Origin of the sequence: Sandaracinobacter sp., from assembly GCF_041909755.1 — a bacterium.
GTDB lineage: Bacteria > Pseudomonadota > Alphaproteobacteria > Sphingomonadales > Sphingomonadaceae > Sandaracinobacteroides.
The window spans coordinates 1-25,005 of record NZ_JAYRCW010000023.1 but is presented as its reverse complement, the minus strand read 5'-3'; the positions used below and the strand labels follow the sequence as shown (position 1 = coordinate 25,005).

Below are 25,005 nucleotides of genomic sequence, written 5' to 3'. Positions count from 1 at the left end.
CATCGACTGGAAGCGCTGATCCGGCACGGCGGCGAACACCGCCCCGCGCAGCGCGGGGGAGGCGCCGAGGCCGGGTTCGGTGTTCCACAGTTCGGTGCCCATCATCAGATAGCTGCCCGGTTGTGCGCCGAATTTCGCGAGATGGGGCGAGAAGGCGGCGGCGATGGCGCCCGAATCGGCGACAAGCAGGGCTTCGAAGGCGACCGGCGGCGTGGTGCGGGTGGCGGGCGCGATGGTGCCATCGGGGCGCTTCGCCGCCGTGGTGCTGCTGGCCTGCTTCAGCCGGGCATCATAATCGGTGACCTTGCGCGCGGCTGCGGGCAGCGCAGCCGGCGTGCGGGCGAAGCTGGTGAGGGCGACGACCTGGCCGCTGCTGGCGCTGACGGCGCGGGTGAAGGCGACAGACGTGCGCTGGCCATAGACGCCGTCCGGCACCAGCGCGGCGAATCGCTTGGTGCCGCGGCTGGCGGCATAGTCCACCACGCGGCTGACGGACTGGGCCGGCTGGAAGCCCAGCACATAGAGCCGGCCGCCGGCGATGGCGGCATCGTTGGAGAAGCTGAGCATGGTGATGCCCTTCGCGTCTGCGGCGGCCTTCACGGCTGCGGCATCCGATGCGAGGAGCGGACCGAGGATGAGCTGGGCACCATCCGCCAGCGCGCGGCTGGCGGCGCCTCCGGCGCCGAGGGCGGCGGTGTCGTAGCTGGTGAGGCGGATGCCCTGCTTGCCGGTATCGACGAGGGCGAGCGTGGCGGCGTTCGCGAGGCTGATGCCGACAGGCGCATTGGGGCCGGTGAGCGGCACGAGAATCGCGATGCGATGCACCTCGCCCGGTTTCACCGCGACGGGCTTTTCGGCGGGCGCGGGGGCGACGGGGGCGACGGGGGCCTTCTGCCGGGGCGCGCAGGCCGCCAGCACCGAGAGGGTGACCACCGCGCCGGTGGCCGTGATGCGCGGCCAGCTTGCCGCATTGCCCGCTCTCGCCCAGATTGCCTGCATGCGTGATGCTCCGCCTGATGATGAACCCATGGCCGAACCGCCCGAAGACCGGCTGACGCCCGGGCTCTATATCGTGGCGGGGCCGATCGGCAACCTCGAGGACCTGTCGCCAAGGGCAGCCCGCATCCTTCGCGCGGCGGATGTGGTGGCCTGCGAGGACACGCGGGTGACGGCGAAGCTGCTGCGCGCGGCCGGAAGCGGGCGGCCGATGCTGCCCTATCATGAGCATTCCGGGCCGGACGTGGAGGCGCGGCTGCTGGACCGGGCGGCGCGCGAATCGGTGGCGCTGGTGTCCGACGCGGGAACCCCGCTGATTTCGGACCCCGGCTATTCGCTGGTGCGCGCGGCGCGGGCGCGGGGCATCGCCGTGACGACGGCGCCGGGGCCTTCGGCCGCGATCACCGCCCTTTCGATCAGCGGCCTGCCATCAGACCGATTCCTGTTCGCGGGTTTCCTGCCGGCGAAGGCGGTGGCGCGGGAGAAAGCGATTTCTGCAGTGGCGGGGATTCCCGCGACGCTGATCTTCTATGAAACCGGGCCGCGGCTGGCGGCTTCGCTGGCGGCGCTGGCGGCGGCGCTGGGCGGGCGCGAGGCGGCGGTGGCGCGCGAACTGACCAAGCGGCACGAGGAGCTGGTGGCCGGCCCGTTGCCCGAGCTGGCGGCGCGCTATGCGGGGCAGGAACCCAAGGGCGAGATCGTGCTGCTGGTGGGGCCGCCAGCCGGCGAGGTGGTGGCGGCCGATGCGCTGGACGAGGCGTTGCGCACCGCGCTGCGGACGATGCCGCCGGGCAAGGCGGCGGCGAGCGTGGCCGCCGCGCTGGGGCTGCCGCGCGGCGATGTCTATGCCCGCGCGATGGCGCTGAAGTCCGCATGAGCCGGCAGGCGGCCGAACGGCGGGGGCGGCAGGCCGAGCGGATGGCCGCCTGGCTGCTGATGGCGAAGGGCTGGCGCATCGTGGCGCGGCGGCGGCGCATGCCGATGATCGAAGTGGACCTGGTGGCGCGGCGCGGGACGATGCTGGCGGTGGTGGAGGTGAAGCGGCGCGCGACGCTGGAGGCAGCGACGCTGGCGGTGACGCCGATGGCCGCGGACCGGCTGCGCGCGGCGGCCCGGCAACTGGCGGCGGAAGCCGGGCCGAACGTGAGCGGGCGGGTGGATCTGATCGCTCTGGCGCCCGGGCGCTGGCCAAGGCATATTGCGGGATTGTAGCAGCATAGCTGCGGGAGGAGCCGGGCCATGGACGCGCTTGCCGCCATCGGGTGCCAGGACGATGCAGAGATCCGCATCGACGAGGCCGCGCTTCACCTGGCCGCCGCTGACCGCACCCGGGCGGACCTGGGGCCTTCGCTGACGTATGTGCGGGGGCTGGGCGACCAGCTGCCGGCTTCGCTGCCCACCGCCACCGGGCGGGCGCAGGCGCTGGCCGACCTGCTGGCGGGGACGGAAGGCTTCACCGGCGACCGGGAAGACTATGATTCGCCGCGCAACGCCGACATGCTTTCGGTGCTGGCGCGGCGGCGCGGGCTGCCGGTGGCGCTGGCCATCCTGTATGTGGCGACGGCGCGGCGCGCCGGCTGGGAAGCGCGGGTGATGGGGCTGCCGGGCCATGTGGTGGTGGCGGTGGAAGGCAGCGAGCATCTGGTGCTGATCGACGCCTTCGCCGGCGGGCGGCTGCTGGAGCCGGCCGAGCTGGCGGGACTGCCCACCACGCTGGCGATGGGGCGGCCGCTGCGTGCGGGCGACGCGGCGCTGCTGGGCAACCGGGAGACGCTGGTGCGGCTGGTGATGAACCAGGCGGGGCGCGCCCGGGCCGCGGGCGACGACACCCGCGCGCTGACGCTTTACCGGCGGCTGACGCTGATTGCGCCCGCGATGCCGCAGCTGTGGTGGGAGCGCGCCCGGCTGGAGCAGGGATCCGGCGACACGGCGGCGGCGCGGCGGAGCCTGGCGGCGATGCGGGAAACGACGCTGGATCCCGACCTGAAGAACCGCATCCGGCAGGCCTATGAGGCGCTGACCCGCTGAACGGGCCTTTCGCTTCGGGCCATCTCCCCTTATCAGCAGCGCATGGCACGGGGCATGCGCATCGCCGTCCAGATGGACGCGCTGGACGGAATCAATGTGGCGGGCGATTCGAGCTTTGCCCTGATGCTGGAGGCGCAGGCGCGCGGGTTCCGGCTGTGGCATTATCTGCCCGACCAGCTGGACTGGGTGGAAGGCCGGGTTGTCGCCACCGCACGCGCGGTTGAGGTGAAGCGGCCCGCAGCGCCGGGCGAGGCGCATTACCGCTGGCTGGACGAGCCGCAGCAGCTGGACCTGGGCCAGGACATCGACGTCGTGCTGATGCGGCAGGACCCGCCCTTCGACATGGCCTATATCACCGCCACCCACCTGCTGGAGCGGGCGCAGGCGGCGGGCGTGATGGTGGTGAACGACCCCGCGAGCGTGCGGAACGCGCCGGAGAAGCTGTTCGTTCTGAACTATGCCGACCTGATGCCGCCGACGCTGGTGACGCGGTCGCTGGCGGCGGCGCAGGCGTTCCGGGCGAAGCATGGCGAGATCGTGGTGAAGCCGCTGTACGGCAATGCCGGTTCCGCCGTGTTCCATGTGCCGGGGGGCGATTCCAACCTGCCCGCGCTGGTGGAGCTGTTCGGGCAGGTGTGGCGCGAGCCCTTCATGGTGCAGGCCTTCCTTCCCGATGTGTCCAAGGGCGACAAGCGTATCATGCTGATCGACGGGGAGGCGGCGGGCGCCATCAACCGGCTGCCCAAGCAGGGCGAGATCCGATCGAACCTGGCGGCGGGCGGCAGCGCCCATGCCACCGAACTGACGCCGGAGGAGCAGGCGATCTGCGCCCGGCTGGGCCCGGACCTGAAGGCGCGCGGGTTGATCTTCGTGGGGATCGACGTGATCGCCGGGCGGCTGACGGAGATCAACGTGACGTCGCCCACCGGGGTGGTGGCGATCGACCGGTTCAACGGCAGCAACACGCCGGGCCTGTTCTGGGACCGGGTGGCGGCGATCAGGGCCGCGCGATGAACGACTGGATCGGCCAGCTGATCGAGAATTGGGGGACGCTGGCCGTCGCCTTCCTGATGTTCGTGGAGACGGTGTTTCCGCCCATTCCTTCGGAAGTGATCATGCCGCTGGCGGGCGTGCATGCGGCGCAGCAGGGCGGATCGATCCTGGGCGTGATCCTGGCGGGCACGGCCGGGGCGATGGCGGGCAACATCTTCTGGTTCGTGCTTGCGTGGAAGCTGGGGCTGGACCGGTTCGAGGGCTTTCTGGTGCGCTATGGCCGGGTGTTCACCATGGACGAGGACGAGATCGCGCGGGGGCGGGCGCTGTTCGACCGCTATGGCGCGGGGCTGGTGGGCGTGGGGCGGATCATTCCCACCATCCGTTCGCTGATTTCGGTGCCGGCCGGGCTGGTGCGGATGAATGCGCGCACCTTCCTGATCTTTTCGACGCTGGGCACCTTCATCTGGACGATGGGGCTGGCGCTGGCGGGCTATTTCCTGGGGCGGAACTTCGCGGAGGTGGACCGCATCCTGGGCCCGCTTTCGACGGCGGTGATCCTGGGCTGCTTCGCGGTTTACCTGTATCGCGTGATCATGTGGAACCGCTGGAAGAAGAAGAAGAAGACAGGCTGAGCCTTTGCAAGGCCGCAAACTAACGATACTCTGGGTGCCAAAACACCGGGAGGAGGTTTGGGATGTGGTGGCCTTTTGCGGCGGCGCTGGCGGCCTACCTGCTGTTCAGGCTGTGGTATGACGGCTGGCGCGGGCCGCTGACGGCGGCCGAGATCGAGGCCGGGATGGCGGCGATCGCCGCGCGGGGCGGCAGCGGGGGCACGGACCGGGCGCAGTTCCGCGCCTTCCTGGAGGCCGACGACGGGCGCGAGTTCGTGATGCTGAACCTGGTGAAGGCGACGCCGGGGCTGGTGGCGCATCCGGAAACGGGCGAGCCGGTGCCGGGCCGCGCGATGCTGGATCATTACAGCCGGTACTTCATCCGGCGGCTGGTGCTGCGCGGCGGGCATCCGGCCATCGTGGCGCGCAAGGTGGGGCCTTATGTGGACGCCTGGGGCGATGTGCAGCCGGACCCCGGCTGGTCCATCGTGGGGTTCATGCGATACCGCAGCCGGCGCGACCTGCTGGCGCTGGCGGCCGACCCTTCGTTCGGGCCGGTGCATGCCTATAAGGCGCTGGGCACGCGCGAGACCTTTTCCTTTCCGACGCAGCCGGTGCTGAAGCTGTTCGCGGGGCCGCGCCTGTGGGTGGGGTTGCTGCTGGCGCTGCTGGCGGCGCTGGCCTCACTCGCCCTGAAATAGCGCGGCCGCCATCCGGTGCAGAAGGGCGCCGGCAGCGGCTGCATCCTGCCCCTGTTCCAGCCGGAGGCGGCGCCACATATCGATGCTGAGGATCGCGTCCAATGCCTCGACCGTGGCGGGATCGGGGGCGGGATCATGACCGAGAACGTCGAGGAGAATGCTGCGCAGCTCTTGCTGGATGGCGGCGTGATCGGACTGCAGCTGGGGGGAGCGGTGGCGGTGGATCCCGGCGGCGACGGTGACGTGCATCACCTCCTCGAAGAAGAGGATGCGGCGGTCGATGAGGGCGTGGAGCCTTTGCGCGGCGCTGTCACCGGCCAGTGGCATGGCGCGGACGGGGGCGACATGGGCACGCATGATCGCCTGCATTTCGGTATAGACCCCCTCCATATCGGAAAAGAGGCGGAAGACGGTGCGGCGGCCGACGCCTGCGCGGGCGGCGACATCATCCGCGCTGGGGGTGACCTGCCCGGCGCGGACCAGTTCCAGCATCGCCTCCACGATGCGGCGGCGGCTGCTGGCGGACCGGCGGCGGCGGCCGTCCTTTTCCTGGGGATCGGATTTCATCGCGGCCTCTTGCCTGCCCTTGCCTGTGCCGTCGAGCCCCTGTTGACCGGGGCGCGCCGGCGTGCCACTATTGGCCCTTGGAGTGCCATAAAAGAGCGCCCAGCACAATCCCGGGGAGGTTTTGTGGAGCTGCACAGGATTTGCGATCGGCCGGGCCGTGCGAGGGCGGCTTGAAGGCGGCATCAGCGGCATCGTCACCAGCGCCTGGCTGCGTGACGGGCGGCGGCGGCTGCATGCGGCGGGGCGGCGTCTGATGGGCGCGACGCCGACGCTGCACTATTTCCATGGCGCGGGCGATCCCTGGTCGCACCTGGCGGCGCAACTGCTGCCGGCGCTGGCGGCGGCCTATCCGCTGCGGATCGTGCCGCACCTGGTGCCCGCGCCTTCGCAGGCCGCCGCGCCGGAGCCCGGGCGGCTGCTGGGCTGGGGCCTGCGAGATGCGGCGCAGCTGGCGCGGGCGCATGGGCTCAGCTTTCCCGATGATGCCGTGGCGCCCGATGCCGCAGCGGTTGTGGGGGCGGAGGCCGCGCTGGCCGGCATCGACGACCCGCTGGCCTTTGCGGACCGGGCGCGGGAGGTGGGTGATGCGCTGTGGACCGGGCGGGCGGTTTCCGGCGGCGGCGACCGGGTGGCGGCGCTGGCGGAAGGGGCCGCGGCGCTGGCGAAGGCCGGGCATTATCTGCCGGGCGTGTTCGCGTTCGAGGGCGAATGTTACTGGGGGGTGGACCGTCTGCCGCATCTGGAGGCGCGGTTGGCGGAGATGCGGCGCGGTGCGGCCGTTGTGCGGCAGCTGGAGGCCGGTGAGCTGCGGGGCGACGCGCGCGGCGCGGAGGTGCATTTCTTCCTGAGTTTCCGCAGCCCCTATACCCATCTGGCGGCGGGGCGGGTGCGGGCGCTGGCGGATCGGTGGAATGCGCGGCTGGTGCTGCGCCCCGTGCTGCCGATGGTGATGCGCGGGCTGCCGGTGCCGCTGGAGAAGCGGATGTATATCGTGCGCGACACCAGGCGCGAGGCGGAGCGGCTGGGGATCGGCTTTGGGCGGATCTGCGACCCCGTGGGCGCGGGCGTGGAGCGCGGGCTGGCTGTGCTGCACCGGGCGATTGCGCTGGGGCGGGGGCCGGACTTTGCCGAAAGTTTCCTGGCCGGGGCCTTTGCCGAAGCCGTGGACGCGACCACCGATGCCGGGCTGCTGATGCTCGCGGCGCGGGCCGGGCTGACGGAGGCGGACGTGCGGACGGCGCTGGCCGACGAGGGCTGGCGCGCGGTGGCGGAGGCCAATCGCGCGGAGATGTTCGACGCCGGGCTGTGGGGGGTGCCGAGCTTTCGCGTGGGCGACCGCCCGGCGCAGTGGGGGCAGGACCGGCTGTGGGCGGTGGAGCGGGATCTTTCAGCGATTGCGGGAGAAGCGGAATGAAGCGCTGGCTGGGCGGACTGGCGTTGCTGCTGCTGGCGGCGGGCGTGCTGGGCTATGCCCTGCGCGAGCGGATCGCGATGGCGGTTTATGAGCGGGGGGCGGCGCGGGCGGTTGCCGCCGACACCATGGCCGGCCTGCCCGACGGGCTGCATGCGGGCTTCTGCGGCACCGGGAGCCCGATGCCCGATCCGGCGCGGGCCGGGCCGTGCCTGGCGGTGATCGCGGGCAAGCGGCTGATCATCGTGGATGCGGGCGAAGGCGCGGCGCGCAACCTTGCGCTGATGGGGCTGCCCGCCGGGCGGATCGAGCGGGTGCTGCTGACGCATTTTCATTCCGACCATATCGACGGGCTGGCGCCGCTGGCGTTGCAGCGCTGGGTGGGATCGGCCGCGACCGCGCCGCTGATCCTGCAGGGGCCGGTGGGGGTGGGCGAAGTGGCGGCGGGACTGAGCGCGGCCTATCGGCAGGATTCGACCTATCGGACGGCGCATCATGGGGCAGCCGTGGTGCCGCCCTCGGGGTTCGGCTTTTCGCCGCGCGCCTTTGCGCCGACGGGGGGCGTGGTGCTGAACGACGGCGGGCTGAAGGTGACGGCCATACCGGTTGATCACCGGCCGGTGACACCGGCAGTCGCCTATCGCTTCGATTACAAGGGGCGGTGCCTGCTGGTTTCGGGCGACACCCTGCCCTCGCCCGCGCTGACGGCGGCGGCGAAGGGGTGCGACCTGCTGGTTCACGAAGCGTTGCAGCCGCGGCTGACGCGGGTGCCCGGTGCGGCGGCGAAGGCGGCCGGGAACGCGGGCCTTGCGAAGATCCTGGCCGACATCGAGGATTATCACACCACGCCGGAGCAGGCGGCGGAGATCTCGGCGGCGGCCGGGGTGAAGGCGCTGGCGCTGACGCACATCGTGCCGCCGTTGCGGGTGCCGGGGCTGGAGGCCGCGTTCCTGGGGGATGCGCGCGGGCGGTTCGACGGCGAGCTGTGGATCGCGGACGACCGCGACCTTGTGAGCCTGCCCGCCGCCGGTGGAATGACACGGACACGGCTGGGAGGACGGGGATGAAGAAGCGCTGGATCCTGCTGGGCGCGGCGACGGCGCTGGGCGTGGCGGCCTATGCCGGGTGGCAGCGTTACTGGTATTATACCCCCGGCCTGATCGCGCGGGTGACCAACCCGGTGCAGCCCAACCAGCCGGTGACATGGGCGGAAGGCCCGAGTGAGGCCCTCGTTCCGGCCGGGCAGCGCCCACCCAATATCGTGCTGATCGTGGCCGACGACCTTGGGATCAACGATATCTCCGCATTCGGGGGCGGGCTGGTGCCGACGCCCGCCATCGACCGGCTGATGCGCGAAGGGGCGAGCGTGCCCGCTTTCTATGCCGCGAACGCCACCTGTTCGCCTTCGCGCGCGGCGATGATGACGGGGCGCTACCCGACCCGCTTTGGATTCGAATTCACCGCCGTGCCGCCGATCTTCGCCAAGAACCTGGCGCATGGCGACGGGGTGGGGCCGCACAAGGCGATCTTCCATGCCGACCGGGTGGACGGGATCATGCCCTATGCCGAGATGGGCGTGCCGCCATCGGAGGTGATGCTGCCCGAAGTGCTGAAGGCCGCCGGATACCGCACGCTGCACATCGGCAAATGGCATCTGGGCGAGGCGGACGGGGTGCGGCCGGAAAATCAGGGGTTTGACGAATCGCTGGCGGTGCTGGCGGGCGGGGCGAAGTTCCTGCCCGCGGATTCGCCCGACGTGGTGAATGCGAAACTGCCCTGGGATCCGATCGACCGCTTCCTGTGGGCGAACCTGCCGAGCGCGGTGCGCTGGAACGGCGGCAGGCATTTCGCGCCCGACCGTTACATGACGGATTACTTCACCGATCAGGCGGTGAAGGCGATCCACGCCAACCGGAACCGGCCCTTCTTCCTGTATCTGGCGCATACCGCGCCGCACACGCCGTTGCAGGCGCTGAAGGCCGATTACGACCGGCTGGGCCATATCCCCGACCATCGCGACCGGGTCTATGCCGCGATGATCGTGGCGCTGGACCGATCGGTGGCGACGGTGCAGGCGAAGCTGGAGGCCGAGGGGCTGGCGGACAACACGCTGATCCTGTTCACATCGGACAATGGCGGCGCCTGGTATGTGGGGATGCCCGGCCTGAACCGGCCCTATCGCGGCTGGAAGGCGACCTTCTTCGAAGGCGGCATCCGGGCGCCGCTGTTCGCGCGCTGGCCCGCGCGCATCGCGGCCGGCACACGGGTGGAGGGCGTGGGGAGCCATCTGGATCTGTTCGCCACCGCTGCCGCCGCCGCGAACGCCGCCGTGCCGGCCGACCGGGTGATCGACAGCCGGAACCTGCTGCCGCAGCTGACGACGGGTGCGCCGATCCCGGCCCGCACGCTGTTCTGGCGATCCGGCGATTACCGGGTGGTGCGCGACGGCGACTGGAAGTTGCAGGTGTCTGCCCGGCCCGACCGGGTGTGGCTGCACAATCTGGCCGACGACCCGACCGAGCAGCGCGATCTTTCCGCCGCGATGCCGGAAAAGGTGGCGGAATTGCGCGCGCGGATCGACGCGCAGGCCGCCGCCATGCCAAAACCGCTGTGGCCGGCCCTGCTGGAAGGGCCGGTGCGCATCGACGTGACGCTGGATGCGCCCTGGAAGGAAGGGCAGGACTATGTCTATTGGGCCAACTGAGGCTGGGCTTTACCGGCTGCGCGGGGCGCTCGGTTCCCCCTATTCCATGAAGATGCGGGCGCTGATGCGATACCGGCGCATCCCCTTTGCCTGGGTGCAGGACCATGGAGAGCGGACGCAGCTGTTCGCGCAGGTGAAGGCGCCGGTGATCCCTTTGCTGCAGTTTCCCGATGGCCGGGTCGCCAATGATTCGACGGCGCTGACGCGCGAACTGGAGGCGCCACGCCGACCGCAGCGTGATCCACAATGACGATTGCCTGGCCTTCCTGGCCTTCCTGATCGAGGATTTCGCGGACGAGTGGCTGACCAAGGCCATGTTCGGATACCGCTGGCTGTTCGAGGCCGACCAGCGGCAGATGAGCGAATGGCTGATGTTCGACGCCTTCCCCGGCGCGGGGCGGCTGGCGCAGCAGCAGATGGCCGCCGCCTTCCGCGAGCGGCAGGTGGGGCGGATGCCGCTGGTGGGCTGCACGGCGGCGAATTTCCCGCTGATCGAGGCCAGCACCCGCGCCGTGCTGGCGGCGCTGGACACGCACACGCCGGAGACGCCCTTCCTGTTCGGAAGCCGGCCGAGCGAGGCGGAGTTTGCCCTTTACGGCCAGCTTTCCCAGTTGGCGACCGACCCGACGCCCGCCGCGATGCTGCGCGCCGACTATCCGATGGCGATGCGCTGGCTGGCGCATGTGGAGGACCTGTCGGGCGTGGAGGGCGAGTGGGGACCGGGCCGGCCCGTGGTGGACGCCATCCTGAAGGTGATCGGGGAAGTTTACCTGCCGTTCCTGGTGGCCAATGCCGCCGCCCTGGAGGCGGGCGCCGCCGAGGTGCGGTTCGAGGCGATGGGCCATGAATTCGTGCAGCCGCCCTTCCGCTATCAGGCGAAGTGCCTGGCCGCGCTTCGCGCCGCCTTTGCCGCGCTGGAGCCGGACTGTGCGGCGGACATCCTGGGGCGGCTGTCGGCCACGGATTGCCTGCATTATCTGGAGGGACGCGGATGACGGATGAGCCCGACAACGCCCGCAAGGGACTGGACCGGCGATCGCTGCTGGTGGGCGGCGCGGTGGGCGCGGGCGTGGCGGGCGCGGCGGCCGTGGGCGCGCGGGCCGTGGAGAAGCGGGCGAAGCAGTTCATCACGCCCGCCGCCGTGGCGGACGGGCCGGCCGAGATCGCCGAAAGCTTTCAGGACAGCCGGCCGATCGATGTGACGAAGCATGCCTGGAAGGCGGGCGCGCCCAATGTGATCGCCATCATCCTGGACGATGTGGGCTTTGCCGACCTGGGCTGTTTCGGATCGGAGATCCCGACGCCCCACATCGATGCGCTGGCGGCGCGGGGCCTGCGCTATGCCAATTTCCGCACCACGGCGATGTGCAGCCCGACGCGCGCGGCCTTCCTGACGGGGCTGAACCATCATTCGGCCGGGATGGGCTGGCTGGCGGACGTGGACGCAGGCTATCCCGGCTATCGCGGGGACCTGACGCATGAGGCCGCGACCGTTGCCGAGATCCTGGGCGACGCCGGCTGGAACACCATGCTGGTGGGCAAATGGCATGTGAATTCCGGCCATTCGACCGGCGCGAACGGGCCGTATCACAACTGGCCGACGAACCGGGGGTTCGAGCGGGCCTATTGGTTCCAGGGGCATTCGACGGATTTCTTCCATCCATCCGAGCTGTTCGACGGGGTGGCCCCGGTGGAGCCGCCGCGCAGCGATGACTATTATGTGATGGACGATCTGGCCGATCGCGCCATCGGCTGGATGGGCACGCAGAAGGCGCTGGACCCGGAGCGGCCCTTTTTCCTGCAGATGGCCTTTCCGGGCGTGCATTCGCCGCTGCAGGTGCGCGGGGCGGAGCGCGACCGTTTCAAGGGGCAGTATGACAAGGGGTGGGACGCCATCCGCGCCGCGCGGCTTCAGAAGCAGAAGGCGCTGGGGATCGTGCCGCAGCACACGAAGCTGCCGACCCTTTCCGCCAGCGCGAAGCCGTGGGACGGGCTGAGCGCCGGGGAGAAGGCGTTGTATGCCCGCTATATGGAAGTCTATGCCGCGATGCTGGCGAACCTGGACGCCAATGTCGGCCGGCTGATGCAGCGGCTGGACGACCTGGGGATCGCCGACAACACGATGGTGCTGCTGTTTTCCGACAATGGCGGATCGGCGGAAGGCACCGAGACGGGCACGCCCAATGTGTTCGCCGCCGCCTTCGGGCGGCCGGTGCCGGTGGCGGAGGCCGAAAAGCTGATCGGCGTGATGGGCGAGGACCCGACCTTTCCCCACTATCCCATCGGCTGGACCAACGCATCGAACACGCCATACCGGCTGTACAAGCAGTTCACCCACCTGGGGGGCGTGGCCGATCCGCTGATCGTCAGCTGGCCCAAGGGGCAGCCGGACGCGGGCGCGGTGCGGCAGCAGTTCGTGCATGTGATCGACCTGATGCCCACGATCCTGGAGGTGACGGGCGTGGCGGCCCCCGCGGCGCGGCGGGGCGTGCAGCTGAAGCCGGTGCAGGGGAAATCCATCGCCGCCACCTTCAAAGGGGTGAGCGCGCCGACCCGCACCGAGCAATATTTCGAACTGGGGGGGCACCGGGCCTTTTATGCGGCGCCGTTCCGGCTGGTGGCGCGGCACGAGCGGGGCCGCCCGTTCGCAGAGGACCAGTGGGAGCTTTACGACCTTTCGAAGGACCCCAACGAGCTGGACAATTTGGCGGCGCGGATGCCCGAAAAGGTGACGGAACTGGCGGACAAATGGCGTGCGGCGGCCGAGGCCTATGGCGTGTTCCCGCTGGACGACCGGCAGATGGTGATCCGCATGGTGCAGGACCGGCAGGCGCGCGGCATCCGCCCCAGCTGGGACCTGCGGCCGCCTATCGAGCGGCTGTCGCGCGAGATGGCGCCCGTTTGCTGCGGGCTGCCGCACGAGATCATCGTGGATTGCGTGGTGGAGGGCGACGGCGTGCTGCTGGCGCACGGGAGCCAGCCGGCGGGCTATACCCTGTATGTGAAGGGCGGGCGGCTGTTCTATGAGCAGTCGCTGCTGCCCTGGCGGGTGGTGATCGACGGCGGGCCGGTGCCGAAGGGCAAGGCGGAACTGCGCTATGTGCAGACGATGAAGAGCCGCCCCTTCGTGGGGACGGGCGCGCTGTTCGTGAACGGGGCGAAGCGGGCGGAGACGGCGCTGACGCATGCGCTGTTTTCCACGAGCTATGACGGCTTTTCGGTGGGCGCGGACCTGGGGAACAGGGTGTCGCCCGCCTATGAGGCGCCCTTCCCCTTTGCCGGGCGGATCGGCCGGGTGCGGATCGAGGTGGACAATTCGGCGCTGAGCCCGCTGGAGACGATGCGCTTCCTGAACGCGATGGCGCTGCGGGTGTGACGGGCGGGCCGGTTACAGGCCGATGCAGAGGTATTTCGTCTCCAGATACTCGTCGAGGCCGTATTTCGAGCCTTCGCGGCCGATGCCGGATTCCTTGACGCCGCCGAAGGGGGCGACCTCGGTGCTGAGGATACCGGTGTTGATGCCGACCATGCCATATTCCAGCGCTTCGGCGAGGCGGAAGACGCGGCCGAGATTCTGGCCGTAGAAATAGGCGGCCAGCCCATATTCGGTGGCGTTGGCGGCGGCGATCACATCGGCATCGGTTTCGAAGCGGAAGACGGGGGCGAGCGGGCCGAAGGTTTCTTCCGTGGCGACGGCCATGTCTGCCGTGACGCCGGTGAGAAGGGCGGGGCTGAGGAAGGTGCCGCCCCGGCGTTCGCCGCCTGTCAGCAGCGTTGCGCCCCTGGCGACGGCATCGGCGATATGTTCTTCCGTCTTTTCCACGGCGGCCATGTCGATCATGGGGCCGATATCGGTGCCGGGCGCGGCGCCGTCGCCGATCTTCAGCGCCTGCACCCGTTCCGCGAGCCGGGCGACGAAGGCGTCGTGGATGCCGGCCTGGGCATAGATGCGGTTGGCGCAGACGCAGGTCTGCCCGGCGTTGCGGAACTTGGAGGCGATTGCGCCTTCGACCGCCGCATCGAGATCGGCATCATCCAGCACGATGAAGGGGGCGTTGCCGCCCAGTTCCAGGCTGATCTTCTGCACATGCTGCGCGGCGGCGGCATAGAGCTGCTTGCCGATTTCCGTGCTGCCGGTGAAGCTGAGCTTGCGGACGGTGGGGTTCGAGGTGAATTCCGCCGCGATGGCCGACGCGCTGCCGGTGATGACGGAGAGGAGGCGCGGATCCAGCCCGGCTTCCACCGCGAGGACGGCGAGCGCCACGGCCGACAGCGGGGTGGCGCTGGCGGGCTTCACGATCATCGGGCAGCCGGCCGCGAGCGCCGGGCCAGCCTTGCGGGTGATCATGGCGGCGGGGAAATTCCAGGGCGTGATGGCGGCGGCCACGCCCACGGGCTGTTTCAGCACCAGGATGCGCCTGTCTGCCGCGTGCGGCGGAATCACGTCTCCGTAGGCGCGCTTTCCTTCCTCGGCGAACCATTCGATGAAGCTGGCGGCATAGGCGATTTCGCCCCGGCTTTCACCGATGGGCTTGCCTTGCTCCGCCGTCATGATTCTGGCCAGATCCTCCTGGTTGGCGAGGATCAGATCGAACCAGCGGCGCAGGACGAGGCTGCGTGCCTTTGCCGTGAGCGCGGCCCAGGCGGGCATGGCGGCGGCGGCCGCGGCAATCGCCTCGGCTGCTTCGGCGCGGCCCAGGTTCGGCACATGCGCGAGCGTTTCGCCGGTTGCCGGGTTGGTGACGGCGATGCCGTCGGCCGTGCCTTCGATCCAGCGGCCGGCGATCAGGTTCGCGCCGCGCAGGAGATCGGGGCGGGCAAGGGCGAGCGTCATTCGGCGGGCTTTTCCGTGGTGGCCGGCAGGGTCTCGGCGCTGTCTTTCGGCCGGTCCGTGAAGCGGATGGCGATGAGGCTGAGTTCGTAGAGGATGACGAGCGGCACCGCGAGGAGCAGCTGCGAGACGACATCCGGCGGGGTGAAGATTGCCGCGATCACGAAGGCGACGACGATGAAATAGCGGCGGAAGCCCACCAGCTGTTCGCGCGTGACGATGCCCGCCCGGTTCAGGAGAACCAGCAGCACGGGCAGCAGGAAGGCGACCCCGAAGGCGAACAGGAACTGCATGATGAAGGAGAGATACTGGCCGACCGACGGCAGCGCCTCCTGGCTGACGCCGCTGTTGCCGAGGTCGCCCTGGAAGCCGAGCAGGAATTTGAGCGCGGTGGGGATCGCGAGGAAATAGGCGAAGCAGGCGCCGGCGACGAACAGGAAGGGCGTGGCGCCGAGGAAGGGCAGCAGCGCTGCCTTTTCCTTGCGGTAGAGGCCCGGCGCCACGAAGCGCCACATCTGGGTGGCGACGACGGGGAAGCTGAGCATCAGCGCGCCGAAGAAGGCGACGCGCACCTTCACGAAGAAAGCCTCGAACACCTGGGTGAAGATCACCCTGTCCTGCCCGGCGGCGGCCAGCGGGCGCACCAGCAGGGCGAAGATCTGTTCCGCGAAGGCGAAGCAGAGGAAGAAGGCGGCGAGGATGGCGGCGACCGACCAGAGCAGGCGCGTGCGAAGCTCGATCAGGTGATCGATCAGCGGGGCCTTGCTGTCGTCGATGTCGGGGATCATGGCAGCGGGCGGTCCGCAGGCGGAATTTCGGCGGCGGGCGGCGCGGGTTCGGCGGCAGATGCTGCGGCCGCCGGCGTATCTGCGGCGGGCGTTTCCGCCATGATCCGGCGGTTATGCTCTGCCCACTGCTTTTCCATTTCCTCCATCTCGGCCTGCCGCATCATCTCGTCGAAGCCGGCGCGCAGGTGGCGCGTCATGGCGCGGGCCTTGCCGGTGTAGCGGCCGAGCGTGCGCAGCGCGTTGGGCAGATCCTTCGGCCCGATCACCAGCAGCGCGACGATCGCCACGAGAAGAAGTTCGGTTCCGCCGATCTCGAACATGGGAAAAGCCGGTCAGGCGCCTCAGCGGGGCGCCTGATCCTGCGCGGGTTGCGCCTGCGGCGCGCCGGTCTGCTGCGTCACCTGTGCGGCGGGCGGCGCGGGCGCGGCCGGCGTCTCCTCGTCCGCGAGGCCCTTCTTGAAGCTCTTGATGCCCTTCGCGAGGTCGCCCATCATTTCGGAAATGCGGCCCCGTCCGAAGAGAAGCATGACAACAAGGGCCACGATGACCCAGTGCCAGATGCTCATGCTGCCCATGGTTTCAACTCCTGGTCACGCCCTGAGGGGCGCTGTTCACTCAATCTAGTCGTTCGATCCATCCGGCGCCAGTGCGGCGCCTTCGCCTTCGTCGCCCGCCCCCGGGGAATCGCCTTCGATCGGATCGGGGAGCGGTTCGAGAAGCCCGGCCGCCTTCAGTTCGGCAAGGCCCGGCAGATCGCGCCGCGTTTCCAGCCCGAAATGCGCCAGGAAGGCCGGCGTCGTGGCATATTGCATCGGCCGCCCCGGCGTTTCGCGGCGGCCCGCCGGGCGGATGAAGCCCGCCTCCATCAGCGTGTCCAGCGTGCCGCGCGCCGTCTGCACGCCCCGGATCTCCTCGATCTCGGCGCGTGTCACCGGCTCGTGATAAGCGATGATCGCCAGTGCTTCCTGCGCAGCACGGCCCAGTTTCTTCGGCACTTCGCGCGCGCGTTCCAGCACATGCGCGCAATCGGGCGCGGTCTGGAACAGCCAGCGGCCGCCGCGCTGCACCAGGTTCACCCCGCGCGGGCCGTAATCGGCCACAAGCTGCTCGATGGCGCCGCCCAGATCACCTTCGCCCGCATAGGTGCGGATGTCGGCGGGGGTCAGCGGCTCTGCGGCGGCGAACAGCACGGCTTCCACCCGGCGGGCATAGCCGGACGGATCGGCGGCATCCGCCTCAGTCGACATCTTCGACGTCGGCCTTTTCGCCCGTGACCCGCTGGCTGAGAGCGGCCGCCATGAAGGGATCCAGTTCGCCGTCCAGCACGTCGCCCGGCGAGGTGCTGGTGACGCCGGTGCGCAGATCCTTCACCAGCTGATAGGGCTGAAGCACATAGGAGCGGATCTGGTGGCCCCAGCCGATCTCGGACTTGGTGGCGTTGACGGCGTTCGCCTCGGCCTCCCGCCGGGCGAGTTCCGCCTCGTACAGCCGCGCGCGCAGCATCTTCCAGGCGGTGGCCCGGTTCTTGTGCTGGGAACGTTCCGTCTGGCACGACACCACGATGCCCGACGGCATGTGGGTGATGCGCACCGCCGAATCGGTGGTGTTGATATGCTGGCCGCCCGCGCCGGACGCCCGGTAGGTATCGATCCGGCAATCCGATTCCTTGATGTCGATCTCGATCGAATCGTCGATTTCCGGATAGACCCAGACGCTGGAAAAGCTGGTGTGCCGCCGGGCAGAGGAATCATAGGGGCTGATCCGCACCAGCCGGTGCACGCCCGATTCGGTCTTGGCCCAGCCGAACGCGCCTTCGCCCTTCAGCAGCATCGTCGCGGACTTGATGCCCGCCTGTTCCCCGGCGTTGTAGTCGATCAGCTCCACCTTGAAGCCGCGCCGTTCGCCCCAGCGCATGTACATGCGCTGCAGCATTTCGGCCCAGTCCTGGCTTTCGGTGCCGCCGGCGCCGGAATTGATTTCGATGAAGGCGTTGAGGCCGTCGGCCTCTCCGGACAGGAGGGCTTCCACCTTGTCATGCTCGGCCTTGGCGGCCAGCTCGGCCAGCGCCTTCACGCCTTCGTCGGCCAGCGCCTCGTCGCCCTCCATTTCGGCAAGCTCGATCAGCTCGACCGTGCCCTGCAGATCGGATTCGATCTTCCTGGTGGCGGTGATCGCCTCGTCCAGCTTGCGCCGTTCGCGCATGAGGTCCTGGGCGGCTTTCGGATCGTTCCAGAGCGCGGGATCCTCCGCGCGGTGGTTCAGCTGGTCGAGCCGTTGAAGGGCGCGATCCCAGTCAAAGAAACCTCCTCAGCAGGGCAAGCGCCTGCTCGATCTTGTCGATGTGGTTCTGGGCTTCTGCACGCATGATGGCGGCCGTTTAGGGGGCGGGGGCCGCCTGGGGCAAGTGCTTTCCGTTCGTGCGGTTCCACAGCAGCAGCCGGAACAGCAGGAAGCCCGCGCCCGCCGCCGCCGCGATTCCCGCGTGCAGCAGCCAGAACTGCACCGGCGCCATGGTGGACAGCAGCCCGCCGATCCGCCCCACCAGCCAGTTCCCGGCGGAAAAGGCGAGATAATAGAGCCCGATGACGGTGGCGTTGAGCGGGGCGGGCGCGACACGCGCGAACAGCGCCAGCGTGACCGGCATGATGTGCGCGAAGCCGATCGAGTTCAGCACATGGAACAGCACCGGCAGCGCGAGGCCGATCTTCCCCTCGCCCTGTGTCGCCGCGGCCAGCGCCAGCACCAGCATGCCCGCCGTGGTGAAGGCGCTGCCGATCAGGATCTTGCCCAGTTCGTCAGGCTCGCGGCGGGACTTGCCCCACCAGCGCCAGAACAGCGCCACGCCGGCAAGGAAGGAGACGGAGACGATGGCGTCCAGCGTGACGAGCCATGTGGTGGGCAGGCGGGTGCCGCCCATCATCAGGTTGAAGCTGGAATCGCCCCAGACGAGATAGGCGTTGAAGATCTGGTTGTTGGGGATGATCGCCAGTGCCAGCACGGGGATCAGCGCCAGCAGGCCGAAGGTCTGCTTCCATTCGGCGGGCGTCAGCTTCACCTTTTGGCGGGCGCCCCGCGCCAGCGCCGGATCCGCCGGCAGGTGCCTTTGCCCCGCCACATAGATGGCAAGGCCGATCAGCATGCCCACCCCGGCCGCGCCGAAGCCCCAGTGCCAGCCGACCTTTTCGCCCAGCGTGCCCACGATCAGCGGCGAGGCGATCACGCCCGCGTTGATCCCCAGATAGAAGATCTGGAACGCATCCGCCCGGCGGTTGTCCTCTGCCCCGTAGAGCCCGCCCACCTGGCTGGCGATATTGCCCTTGAACAGGCCGGTGCCGACGATGAGGCAGAGCAGCGCCAGCAGGAAGGCGGGTTCGAACGCCATCAGGAAGTGGCCGACTGCCATGGTGATGGCGCCCGCGAGAACGGTGCGCCGCCGACCCAGCCAGCGATCCGCAATCAGGCCGCCCGCGATGGGGGTGAGATAGACGAGGCTGGTGTAGAGACCGAAGATGCCGCTGGCGAGCGGCTGGCCTTCGAGCCCGCCCAGCATCCCCTGCAGCGCGCCGAGGCCCCAGACCCGTTCGAAATTGCCCGGCAGCAGCAGATACTTGACCATGTAGAGCACGAGGAGCGCCTGCATCCCATAGTAGGAAAAGCGCTCGAACGCTTCGGCGAACGACAGGTAGCCGAGGCCTTTGGGGTGGCCGAGGAAGGCGCGGTCATCGCGGCCGGGCGTGTCGGTCGTGCTCAATAGATTCCGCCTTGCTGCCGGAGGAAGTCGCTGTCGGATTTGACGCGGGCCTTGGGCTGCACCGGTTGCAGCGCCTTCAGGTCATCCGCGGTGCGATAGATGCGGCGCGGTTCGCTGTCGGCCTTGAAGGCTTCCCAGATGACGGCCGATTTCGGGTCCATCGACGGCCAGGCGCCATAGACGCGGCGGCCCGAACGGCGATCCACGCGCACCATGCGGATGCCAGCCGGGGCGATGAAGGGCATGGGTTCCTGCGGATTGTCCTTGAAGGCCTCGGTGTAGAATTGCCGCCAGATGGGGGCAGCGAAGGTGCCGCCCTGGAGGCCGCCGAGGTTCCGCGGCTTGTCGTGCCCGATATAGAGACCGGCCACCATGGTGGGCGTGCCGCCCACGAACCAGACATCCTTGGGGCCTGTCGTCGTGCCGGTCTTGCCGGCGATCGGCACCTCGAGTGACCGCAGGACAGTGGCGGTGCCGCGCTGGACGACGCCTTCCATCATGTGGGTCACCTGATAGGCGGTGCGGGCGTCCATCACCTGACGCCGCGTGTCGCGCGGGCGGGGCATGGCCTGCCCCTGCCAGCGGGCCGCGAGGCAGCCTTCGCAGGGGCGCGGATCGGCGCGAAACAGCAGCTTGCCGTTCCTGTCCTGCACCATGTCGAACAGGAGCGGCTCCACCGCCTTGCCGTTGTTCATCAGCATCGAATAGGCGTTCACGAGCTTCATGGGCGTGGTTTCGCCCGCGCCCAGCGCGATGGCGAGAACCGGCTGGTAGCTCCCGATGCCGAGGTCCTTCGCCAGCTTCACCACATTGTCCATGCCGCTGTTGTAGGCGATGCGGATCGTCATCAGGTTGCGCGACTGTTCGAGGCCCCAGCGCATCGTCTGCGCGCCGGCATAGCCGCCGGAGAAGTTGCGGAAGCATTTGGTGCCGAGGCTGCGCGACTGATAGACGCAATAGGGCGCGTCGGAGACGATGGAGGCGGGCGTCATCCCGTTGTCGAGGCCGGCCGCATAGACGAAGGGCTTGAAGCTGGAGCCGGGCTGCCGCTGGGCCTGCGTGGCACGGTTGAAGCTGGAGCCCTTCACGTCGAAGCCGCCCACCATGGCGAGCACCCGGCCGGTCTGCGGTTCCTGCACCACCATGGCGCCCGAAACCTCGGGGATCTGGCGCAGGCCATAGGCATTGCCCGCGATCCGGGCGACGGGGATCACGTCACCCGGCTTCAGCAGTTGCCAGGCCGGGCTGCCGTTGCGGGCGCGCATCGCGTCTCCGTTCGCCATCCGGCCCTTCGTGCCGTCGGAGAAGCCCAGCGTCATGCCCGAGCCATCCTTGGCGAGCACGACCGCGATCCGCCAGTCCGGCACGCCGGCGCCGACGGGGGCCGTGCGCAGCCGGCCTTCCCAGCCATCGCCCAGTTCGATCGTGGCCGGGGGCCCGCGCCAGGCGCGACCCGAATCATAGCGGAGCAGCCCGTTGCGCAGCGCCTTTTCGGCCGCTGCCTGGATCACCGGATCGATGGTGGTGCGCACCCAGAGTCCGCCGGCATAGACGCTGTTCGGCCCGTCTTCGGCATCCTCGCCGAATTTCTCGATCAGCTGGCGGCGGACTTCCTCGATGAAATAGCCGCCCACGGCGGCCTGCCGGTTTGCGACACCGCCCGTCGTCGTCTCGATCGGGGAGGCCTTCAGCGCCCCGGCCTGCGCCTGGGTGAGGAAGCCGTTGTTGGCCATTTCGCCCAGCACATAGTTGCGGCGTTCCAGCGCGCGGGCATAGTTGGTGCGCGGGTTGTAGTTGGACGGGGCCTTCAGCAGGCCGGCGAGGAAAGCGGCCTCTTCGGCGCGCAGTTCGGCGGCGGGCTTGCCGAACCAGCTTTGCGCGGCGGCCTCGATCCCATAGGCGTTCCGGCCCAGGAACACCTCGTTCAGATAGAGTTCGAGGATCTGTTCCTTGGTGAACTGCTGTTCGATCCGCTTTGCCAACAGGGCCTCGCGCACCTTGCGGGCGATCGTGACATCATTGTTGAGCAGCAGGTTCTTCGCGACCTGCTGGGTGATGGTGGAGGCGCCCACGGGCCGCTTGTCACTGCCCAGGGACTGGATGTTCGTCCAGACGGCGGTGAGGATGCCGGCGTAATCGAGGCCCGAATGTTCGAAGAAGGTCTTGTCTTCGGCGGAGGTGACGGCCTGCACCACGACCGGCGGGATTTCGGCATAGGGCAGATAGATGCGCCGTTCGCGGGTGAAGCTGTGGAAAGGCGTGCCATCGCTGCTGCGCAGGGTGGTTGGCAGCGGCGACTGGTAATTGGCAAGGCTGGCCGCATCGGGCAGGCCCCGGCCGACCAGAAGCCAGATGAGGAACAGGCCCAGCAGGCCCAGCGCCAGCAGGCCGCCGAGGAGAATGAGGGTCTTTCTGGGCAGCCGCCCCACGAAGGCCCGGGCGCGTGCGAACAGGCCGGGGGTGGGGGCGCCGGCCTCGGGGTTTGCGGCATCCATGACCCGCCTTTAGCGCGGGCCGCAGGCTTCGCACAGCCCATCTGAGGGGCTGCCCCGCGCGAATGCGGCGGGCGGACGGGCGGCGCCCACTGAAAGCCGGGCTTCACGGGGCCCAAGCTTTCGCTTCTGGCCCGGCGGGCGCTTCGGGCGCATCAGCCGGGCCATGGAACAGATTGGTGAATTGTGGCTGGTGGGCGCGGGGCCGGGCGATCCGGACCTGCTGACGCTGAAGGCCGCCCGGCTGATCGCCGGGGCCGATGTGCTGGTGCATGACGGGCTGGTGGGCGACGGCATCTTCGCGCTGGCGCGGGCAGACGCCGAGCTGATCTCGGTGGAGAAGCGGCGCGACCGGCATTCCATGCCGCAGCAGGAGATCAACGCCCTGCTGGTGCGGCTGGTTCGCGAGGGCCGCATGGTGGTGCGACTGAAGGGCGGCGACCCGTTCGTGTTCGGACGTGGCGGCGAGGAGCTGGAGGCCGCGCGCGCCGCCGGGATCGCATGCGGCGTCGTGCCGGGCATTTCGGCCGCCAACGGCTGCGCGGCGGAAGCCGGCCTGCCGCTGACGCACCGCGCGCTGGCGAGCGCCGTGAGCTTTGTGGCGGGCACCTGCCAGGGGCTGAAGGAGCAGGACTGGCGCGGGCTGGCCGGGCCGGGACGCACGCTGGTGATCTATATGGGCGTCACCACCGCCTCGCGCATTGCAGACAAGCTGATCGCGGACGGGGTTTCGCCCGACATGCCCGTGGCCGTGCTGGAGCGCGGCACCCTGCCCGGCGCCCGCGCCATCCGCACGCTGCTGGCGGAACTGGGCGATGTGGTTGCGCGCGAGGCCGTTCGCAGCCCCGCCGTGCTGGTCGTCGGCCGGGTCGCCGCGCTGGCGGATGCCGAAGATGTGATGGCCCGCGATGCCGTGCGCGAACTTCAGGAGTATGTGCCGTGGTGAAGCTGCTGACGGGCAATGAACTGCTGCGCGGCGATGTGCTGTGGTGGGCGGGCGAGGGCTGGAGCCTTTCCATCGACGACGCCGTGGCGGTGGAGGACGGCGAAGCGATCATCGCCCGCGAAGCAAAGGACGAGCGGGTGAGCGACCTGGCGCTGATCGACGCCGACCGGGCGGACGGGCGCTGGCGCCCCGTGAAGATCCGCGAACGCATCCGCAGCTATGGCCCCACCGTCCGCGCCGATCTGGCGCGGGAAGGACAGGACTGGAACTGATGTACCGCTATGACGAAATCGACCAGGCGGTCGTCGATGCGCGCGTCGACGAATTCCGCGACCAGGTGCAGCGCCGCCTGGCCGGCGAGCTGGACGAGGATCATTTCAAGCCGCTGCGGCTGAAGAACGGCCTCTATCTCCAGCTGCACGCCTATATGCTGCGCGTCGCCATTCCCTATGGCACGCTGTCGTCGGCGCAGCTGCGCAAGCTGGCGCATATCGCGCGCCGCTATGACCGGGGCTATGCCCATTTCACCACGCGGCAGAACCTGCAGTACAACTGGATCTGGCTGGAGGATGCGCCCGACATCCTGGCCGAGCTGGCGACGGTGGAGATGCATGCCATCCAGACCAGCGGCAACTGCATCCGCAACATCAGTTCCGACCAATATGCAGGCGCGGCCGCCGGCGAGGTGGACGACCCGCGGATCTGGGCCGAACTGCTGCGCCAATGGTCGAGCTTCCACCCGGAATTCAGCTATCTGCCGCGCAAGTTCAAGATCGCCGTCATCGCCTCTGACGAGGACCGGGCGGCGCTGAAGCTGCACGACATCGGGCTGCAGCTGGTGCGCAACGCGGCCGGGGAGCAGGGCTTCCGCGTGCATGTGGGGGGCGGCATGGGCCGCACGCCCATCATCGCGCCGGTGATCCGCGAGTTCCTGCCGCTGGCCGACTATCTGAGCTATAACGAGGCGATCCTGCGGGTGTACAACCGCTATGGCCGGCGGGACAACATCTACAAGGCGCGCATCAAGATCCTGGTGAGCGAGCTGGGGGCGGCCGAGTTCGCCCGGCAGGTGGAAGCCGAACATGCGCAGGTGAAGACGCTGGGTATCGATGCGCCGGACGCCGAGGTGGCGCGCATCCGCGCCTTCTTCCAGCCGCCCGCCTTCGAGACCGGACTGCCCGACGACATCGACCGGACCGATCCGGACTTTGCGCGCTGGGTGGACCGGCAGGTGGCCGCCCACAAGGCGCCCGGCCATGCCATCGTCAACATCTCGCTGAAGCCGGTGGGCGAGATCCCCGGCGACGCCTCTGCCGAGCAGATGGAGGCGATCGCCGATCTGGCCGAACGCTACAGCTTTGACGAGATCCGGGTGACCCATGCGCAGAACCTGGTGCTGCCGCATGTGCGCAAGGCCGATCTGAAGGCCATCTGGACCGAACTGCGCCGCATCGGCTTTGCCGACGCCAACCTGGACCTGGCGACCGACATCATCGCCTGCCCGGGGCTGGATTACTGCACGCTGGCGAATGCCCGTTCGATCCCGGTGGCGCAGGAGATCGCCCGCACCCTTGCCCCGCGCGAGGCGGAACTGGGGGAGCTGAAGATCAAGATCTCGGGCTGCATCAACGCCTGCGGCCACCACCATGCCGGGCACATCGGCATCCTGGGCGTGGACCGGAAGGGCGTGGAGAATTACCAGCTGCTTCTTGGCGGATCCGGGGCGGAGGACACGAGCCTTGCCCAGATCCTGGGCCCCGGCTTCGACGAGGCCGGGATCGTATCCGCCGTGGACCGGCTGACGGGCGCCTATCTCGACCGGCGGGAGCCGGGCGAGCGATTCCTGGACACCTACCGCCGCCTCGGCGCGGCGCCTTTCAAGGAAGCCGTCTATGGCTGATCCCATCGCGATCGACGCCCGCGCCCTGCCTGCGGCGGACCCCGATGTCGTGCTGGCGCCGGAGGAGGATGTCCGCGCCCATGGGGGGCTGGGCAATCACAAGGTGATCGGCCTTGCCTTCCCCAAATGGCGCGACGGCCGGGCCTATTCCTCGGCCCGGATCCTGCGCGAGGCGGGCTTCACCGGCGACATCCGCGCGATCGGCGACCTGACGGTGGATCAGCTGGTCTATCTGAAGCGCGCGGGCTTTTCCTCGGTTGCGGCGGACCGGCCGATCGACGGC

General features: G+C 69.3%; 26 protein-coding genes. 16 read left to right on the top strand and 10 right to left on the bottom strand.

The genetic code is table 11. The annotated features are described in order from the left end of the window. On the bottom strand, positions 1 to 999 hold a 999-nt coding region (locus tag ACE3O8_RS05170), incomplete at its 3' end, for a penicillin-binding protein activator (RefSeq protein WP_374387487.1). On the opposite strand from ACE3O8_RS05170, the gene rsmI reads away from it, so the two are divergent. From rsmI to ACE3O8_RS05140, 6 genes are all read left to right on the top strand, one after another. Next, positions 998 to 1,873 carry a 16S rRNA (cytidine(1402)-2'-O)-methyltransferase gene (gene rsmI, locus ACE3O8_RS05165; RefSeq protein ID WP_374387484.1) on the top strand — a complete coding sequence of 292 codons (876 nt, stop codon included), beginning with the start codon at positions 998 to 1,000 and terminating at the stop codon, positions 1,871 to 1,873. The genes ACE3O8_RS05170 and rsmI overlap by 2 nt on opposite strands. Continuing rightward, positions 1,870 to 2,208, top strand: coding sequence for a YraN family protein (locus tag ACE3O8_RS05160; RefSeq protein ID WP_374387482.1), 339 nt, complete (start codon positions 1,870 to 1,872; stop codon positions 2,206 to 2,208). Before rsmI ends, ACE3O8_RS05160 begins: the two co-directional genes overlap by 4 nt. A 27-nt stretch (positions 2,209 to 2,235) precedes the next feature. Then, positions 2,236 to 3,024 carry a transglutaminase family protein gene (locus ACE3O8_RS05155; RefSeq protein ID WP_374387480.1) on the top strand — a complete coding sequence of 263 codons (789 nt, stop codon included), beginning with the start codon at positions 2,236 to 2,238 and terminating at the stop codon, positions 3,022 to 3,024. Between the two features lie 42 nt (positions 3,025 to 3,066). After that, on the top strand, positions 3,067 to 4,038 hold the full coding sequence (gene gshB / locus ACE3O8_RS05150) for a glutathione synthase (RefSeq protein WP_374387478.1): 972 nt from the start codon (positions 3,067 to 3,069) through the stop codon (positions 4,036 to 4,038). Further along, entirely contained in the window at positions 4,035 to 4,652 is a 618-nt protein-coding gene (locus ACE3O8_RS05145) for a DedA family protein (RefSeq protein WP_374387476.1), read from the top strand. The genes gshB and ACE3O8_RS05145 overlap by 4 nt, the downstream gene beginning before the upstream one ends. Positions 4,653 to 4,714: 62 nt before the next feature. Further along, on the top strand, positions 4,715 to 5,332 hold the full coding sequence (locus ACE3O8_RS05140; protein ID WP_374387474.1) for a hypothetical protein: 618 nt from the start codon (positions 4,715 to 4,717) through the stop codon (positions 5,330 to 5,332). Here the strand turns inward: ACE3O8_RS05140 and ACE3O8_RS05135 are convergent. Next, entirely contained in the window at positions 5,315 to 5,899 is a 585-nt protein-coding gene (locus ACE3O8_RS05135; RefSeq protein ID WP_374387472.1) for a TetR/AcrR family transcriptional regulator, read from the bottom strand. The two genes, ACE3O8_RS05140 and ACE3O8_RS05135, sit on opposite strands and share 18 nt — an antisense overlap. 157 nt (positions 5,900 to 6,056) lie before the next feature. Between ACE3O8_RS05135 and ACE3O8_RS05130 the strand changes: the two genes are divergently transcribed. From ACE3O8_RS05130 to ACE3O8_RS05105, 6 genes are read left to right on the top strand one after another with little or no spacing between them, the layout of a single operon-like run. Continuing rightward, entirely contained in the window at positions 6,057 to 7,313 is a 1,257-nt protein-coding gene (locus ACE3O8_RS05130; protein ID WP_374387471.1) for a DsbA family protein, read from the top strand. Further along, a complete protein-coding gene (locus ACE3O8_RS05125; RefSeq protein ID WP_374387469.1) occupies positions 7,310 to 8,377 on the top strand; it encodes an MBL fold metallo-hydrolase in 1,068 nt (355 codons plus the stop codon). Before ACE3O8_RS05130 ends, ACE3O8_RS05125 begins: the two co-directional genes overlap by 4 nt. Beyond that, entirely contained in the window at positions 8,374 to 10,014 is a 1,641-nt protein-coding gene (locus ACE3O8_RS05120; RefSeq protein WP_374387467.1) for a sulfatase-like hydrolase/transferase, read from the top strand. Before ACE3O8_RS05125 ends, ACE3O8_RS05120 begins: the two co-directional genes overlap by 4 nt. After that, on the top strand, positions 9,995 to 10,264 hold the full coding sequence (locus tag ACE3O8_RS05115) for a glutathione S-transferase N-terminal domain-containing protein (protein ID WP_374387465.1): 270 nt from the start codon (positions 9,995 to 9,997) through the stop codon (positions 10,262 to 10,264). The genes ACE3O8_RS05120 and ACE3O8_RS05115 overlap by 20 nt, the downstream gene beginning before the upstream one ends. Continuing rightward, entirely contained in the window at positions 10,251 to 11,009 is a 759-nt protein-coding gene (locus ACE3O8_RS05110) for a glutathione S-transferase C-terminal domain-containing protein (protein ID WP_374387463.1), read from the top strand. Before ACE3O8_RS05115 ends, ACE3O8_RS05110 begins: the two co-directional genes overlap by 14 nt. Continuing rightward, positions 11,006 to 13,390, top strand: coding sequence for a sulfatase-like hydrolase/transferase (locus tag ACE3O8_RS05105; protein WP_374387461.1), 2,385 nt, complete (start codon positions 11,006 to 11,008; stop codon positions 13,388 to 13,390). Before ACE3O8_RS05110 ends, ACE3O8_RS05105 begins: the two co-directional genes overlap by 4 nt. 12 nt (positions 13,391 to 13,402) lie before the next feature. Here the strand turns inward: ACE3O8_RS05105 and ACE3O8_RS05100 are convergent, their stop codons facing one another. The 8 genes from ACE3O8_RS05100 to ACE3O8_RS05065 form a co-directional block, all read right to left on the bottom strand. Beyond that, on the bottom strand, positions 13,403 to 14,848 hold the full coding sequence (locus tag ACE3O8_RS05100; protein WP_374387459.1) for an NAD-dependent succinate-semialdehyde dehydrogenase: 1,446 nt from the start codon (positions 14,846 to 14,848) through the stop codon (positions 13,403 to 13,405). Then, a complete protein-coding gene (gene tatC / locus ACE3O8_RS05095) occupies positions 14,845 to 15,633 on the bottom strand; it encodes a twin-arginine translocase subunit TatC (protein WP_374387457.1) in 789 nt (262 codons plus the stop codon). The genes ACE3O8_RS05100 and tatC overlap by 4 nt, the downstream gene beginning before the upstream one ends. Further along, positions 15,630 to 15,953: a Sec-independent protein translocase protein TatB gene (gene tatB, locus ACE3O8_RS05090; RefSeq protein ID WP_374387455.1), complete on the bottom strand. Its 324-nt coding sequence runs from the start codon at positions 15,951 to 15,953 to the stop codon at positions 15,630 to 15,632. The genes tatC and tatB overlap by 4 nt, the downstream gene beginning before the upstream one ends. Before the next feature lie 21 nt (positions 15,954 to 15,974). After that, positions 15,975 to 16,208: a twin-arginine translocase TatA/TatE family subunit gene (locus ACE3O8_RS05085; RefSeq protein ID WP_374387453.1), complete on the bottom strand. Its 234-nt coding sequence runs from the start codon at positions 16,206 to 16,208 to the stop codon at positions 15,975 to 15,977. 45 nt (positions 16,209 to 16,253) lie between these two features. Further along, positions 16,254 to 16,880, bottom strand: coding sequence for an SMC-Scp complex subunit ScpB (gene scpB / locus ACE3O8_RS05080; protein ID WP_374387451.1), 627 nt, complete (start codon positions 16,878 to 16,880; stop codon positions 16,254 to 16,256). Next, positions 16,870 to 17,998, bottom strand: a protein-coding gene (prfB, locus tag ACE3O8_RS05075) for a peptide chain release factor 2 (RefSeq protein WP_374387449.1) whose coding sequence is annotated in 2 segments (ribosomal slippage) — positions 16,870 to 17,928 and positions 17,930 to 17,998 — 1,128 coding nt in all. Because the reading frame shifts where the segments join, the coding sequence is not laid out codon by codon here. The genes scpB and prfB overlap by 11 nt, the downstream gene beginning before the upstream one ends. 12 nt (positions 17,999 to 18,010) lie before the next feature. Continuing rightward, on the bottom strand, positions 18,011 to 19,384 hold the full coding sequence (locus ACE3O8_RS05070) for a peptide MFS transporter (RefSeq protein WP_374387448.1): 1,374 nt from the start codon (positions 19,382 to 19,384) through the stop codon (positions 18,011 to 18,013). Then, positions 19,381 to 21,879 carry a penicillin-binding protein 1A gene (locus ACE3O8_RS05065; RefSeq protein ID WP_374387446.1) on the bottom strand — a complete coding sequence of 833 codons (2,499 nt, stop codon included), beginning with the start codon at positions 21,877 to 21,879 and terminating at the stop codon, positions 19,381 to 19,383. Before ACE3O8_RS05065 ends, ACE3O8_RS05070 begins: the two co-directional genes overlap by 4 nt. Before the next feature lie 163 nt (positions 21,880 to 22,042). On the opposite strand from ACE3O8_RS05065, the gene cobA reads away from it, so the two are divergent. The 4 genes from cobA to ACE3O8_RS05045 all read left to right on the top strand — a co-directional run. Next, positions 22,043 to 22,822 carry a uroporphyrinogen-III C-methyltransferase gene (cobA, locus tag ACE3O8_RS05060; RefSeq protein WP_374387444.1) on the top strand — a complete coding sequence of 260 codons (780 nt, stop codon included), beginning with the start codon at positions 22,043 to 22,045 and terminating at the stop codon, positions 22,820 to 22,822. Continuing rightward, positions 22,816 to 23,094 (top strand): DUF2849 domain-containing protein, encoded by a 279-nt coding sequence (locus ACE3O8_RS05055; protein WP_374387442.1) that lies wholly within the window; start codon positions 22,816 to 22,818, stop codon positions 23,092 to 23,094. The genes cobA and ACE3O8_RS05055 overlap by 7 nt, the downstream gene beginning before the upstream one ends. Beyond that, positions 23,094 to 24,722, top strand: coding sequence for a nitrite/sulfite reductase (locus ACE3O8_RS05050; RefSeq protein WP_374387440.1), 1,629 nt, complete (start codon positions 23,094 to 23,096; stop codon positions 24,720 to 24,722). The genes ACE3O8_RS05055 and ACE3O8_RS05050 overlap by 1 nt, the downstream gene beginning before the upstream one ends. Then, positions 24,715 to 25,005, top strand: a 291-nt coding sequence (locus ACE3O8_RS05045) for a DUF934 domain-containing protein (protein WP_374387438.1), incomplete at its 3' end; no start/stop codon positions are given. The genes ACE3O8_RS05050 and ACE3O8_RS05045, both read left to right, overlap by 8 nt.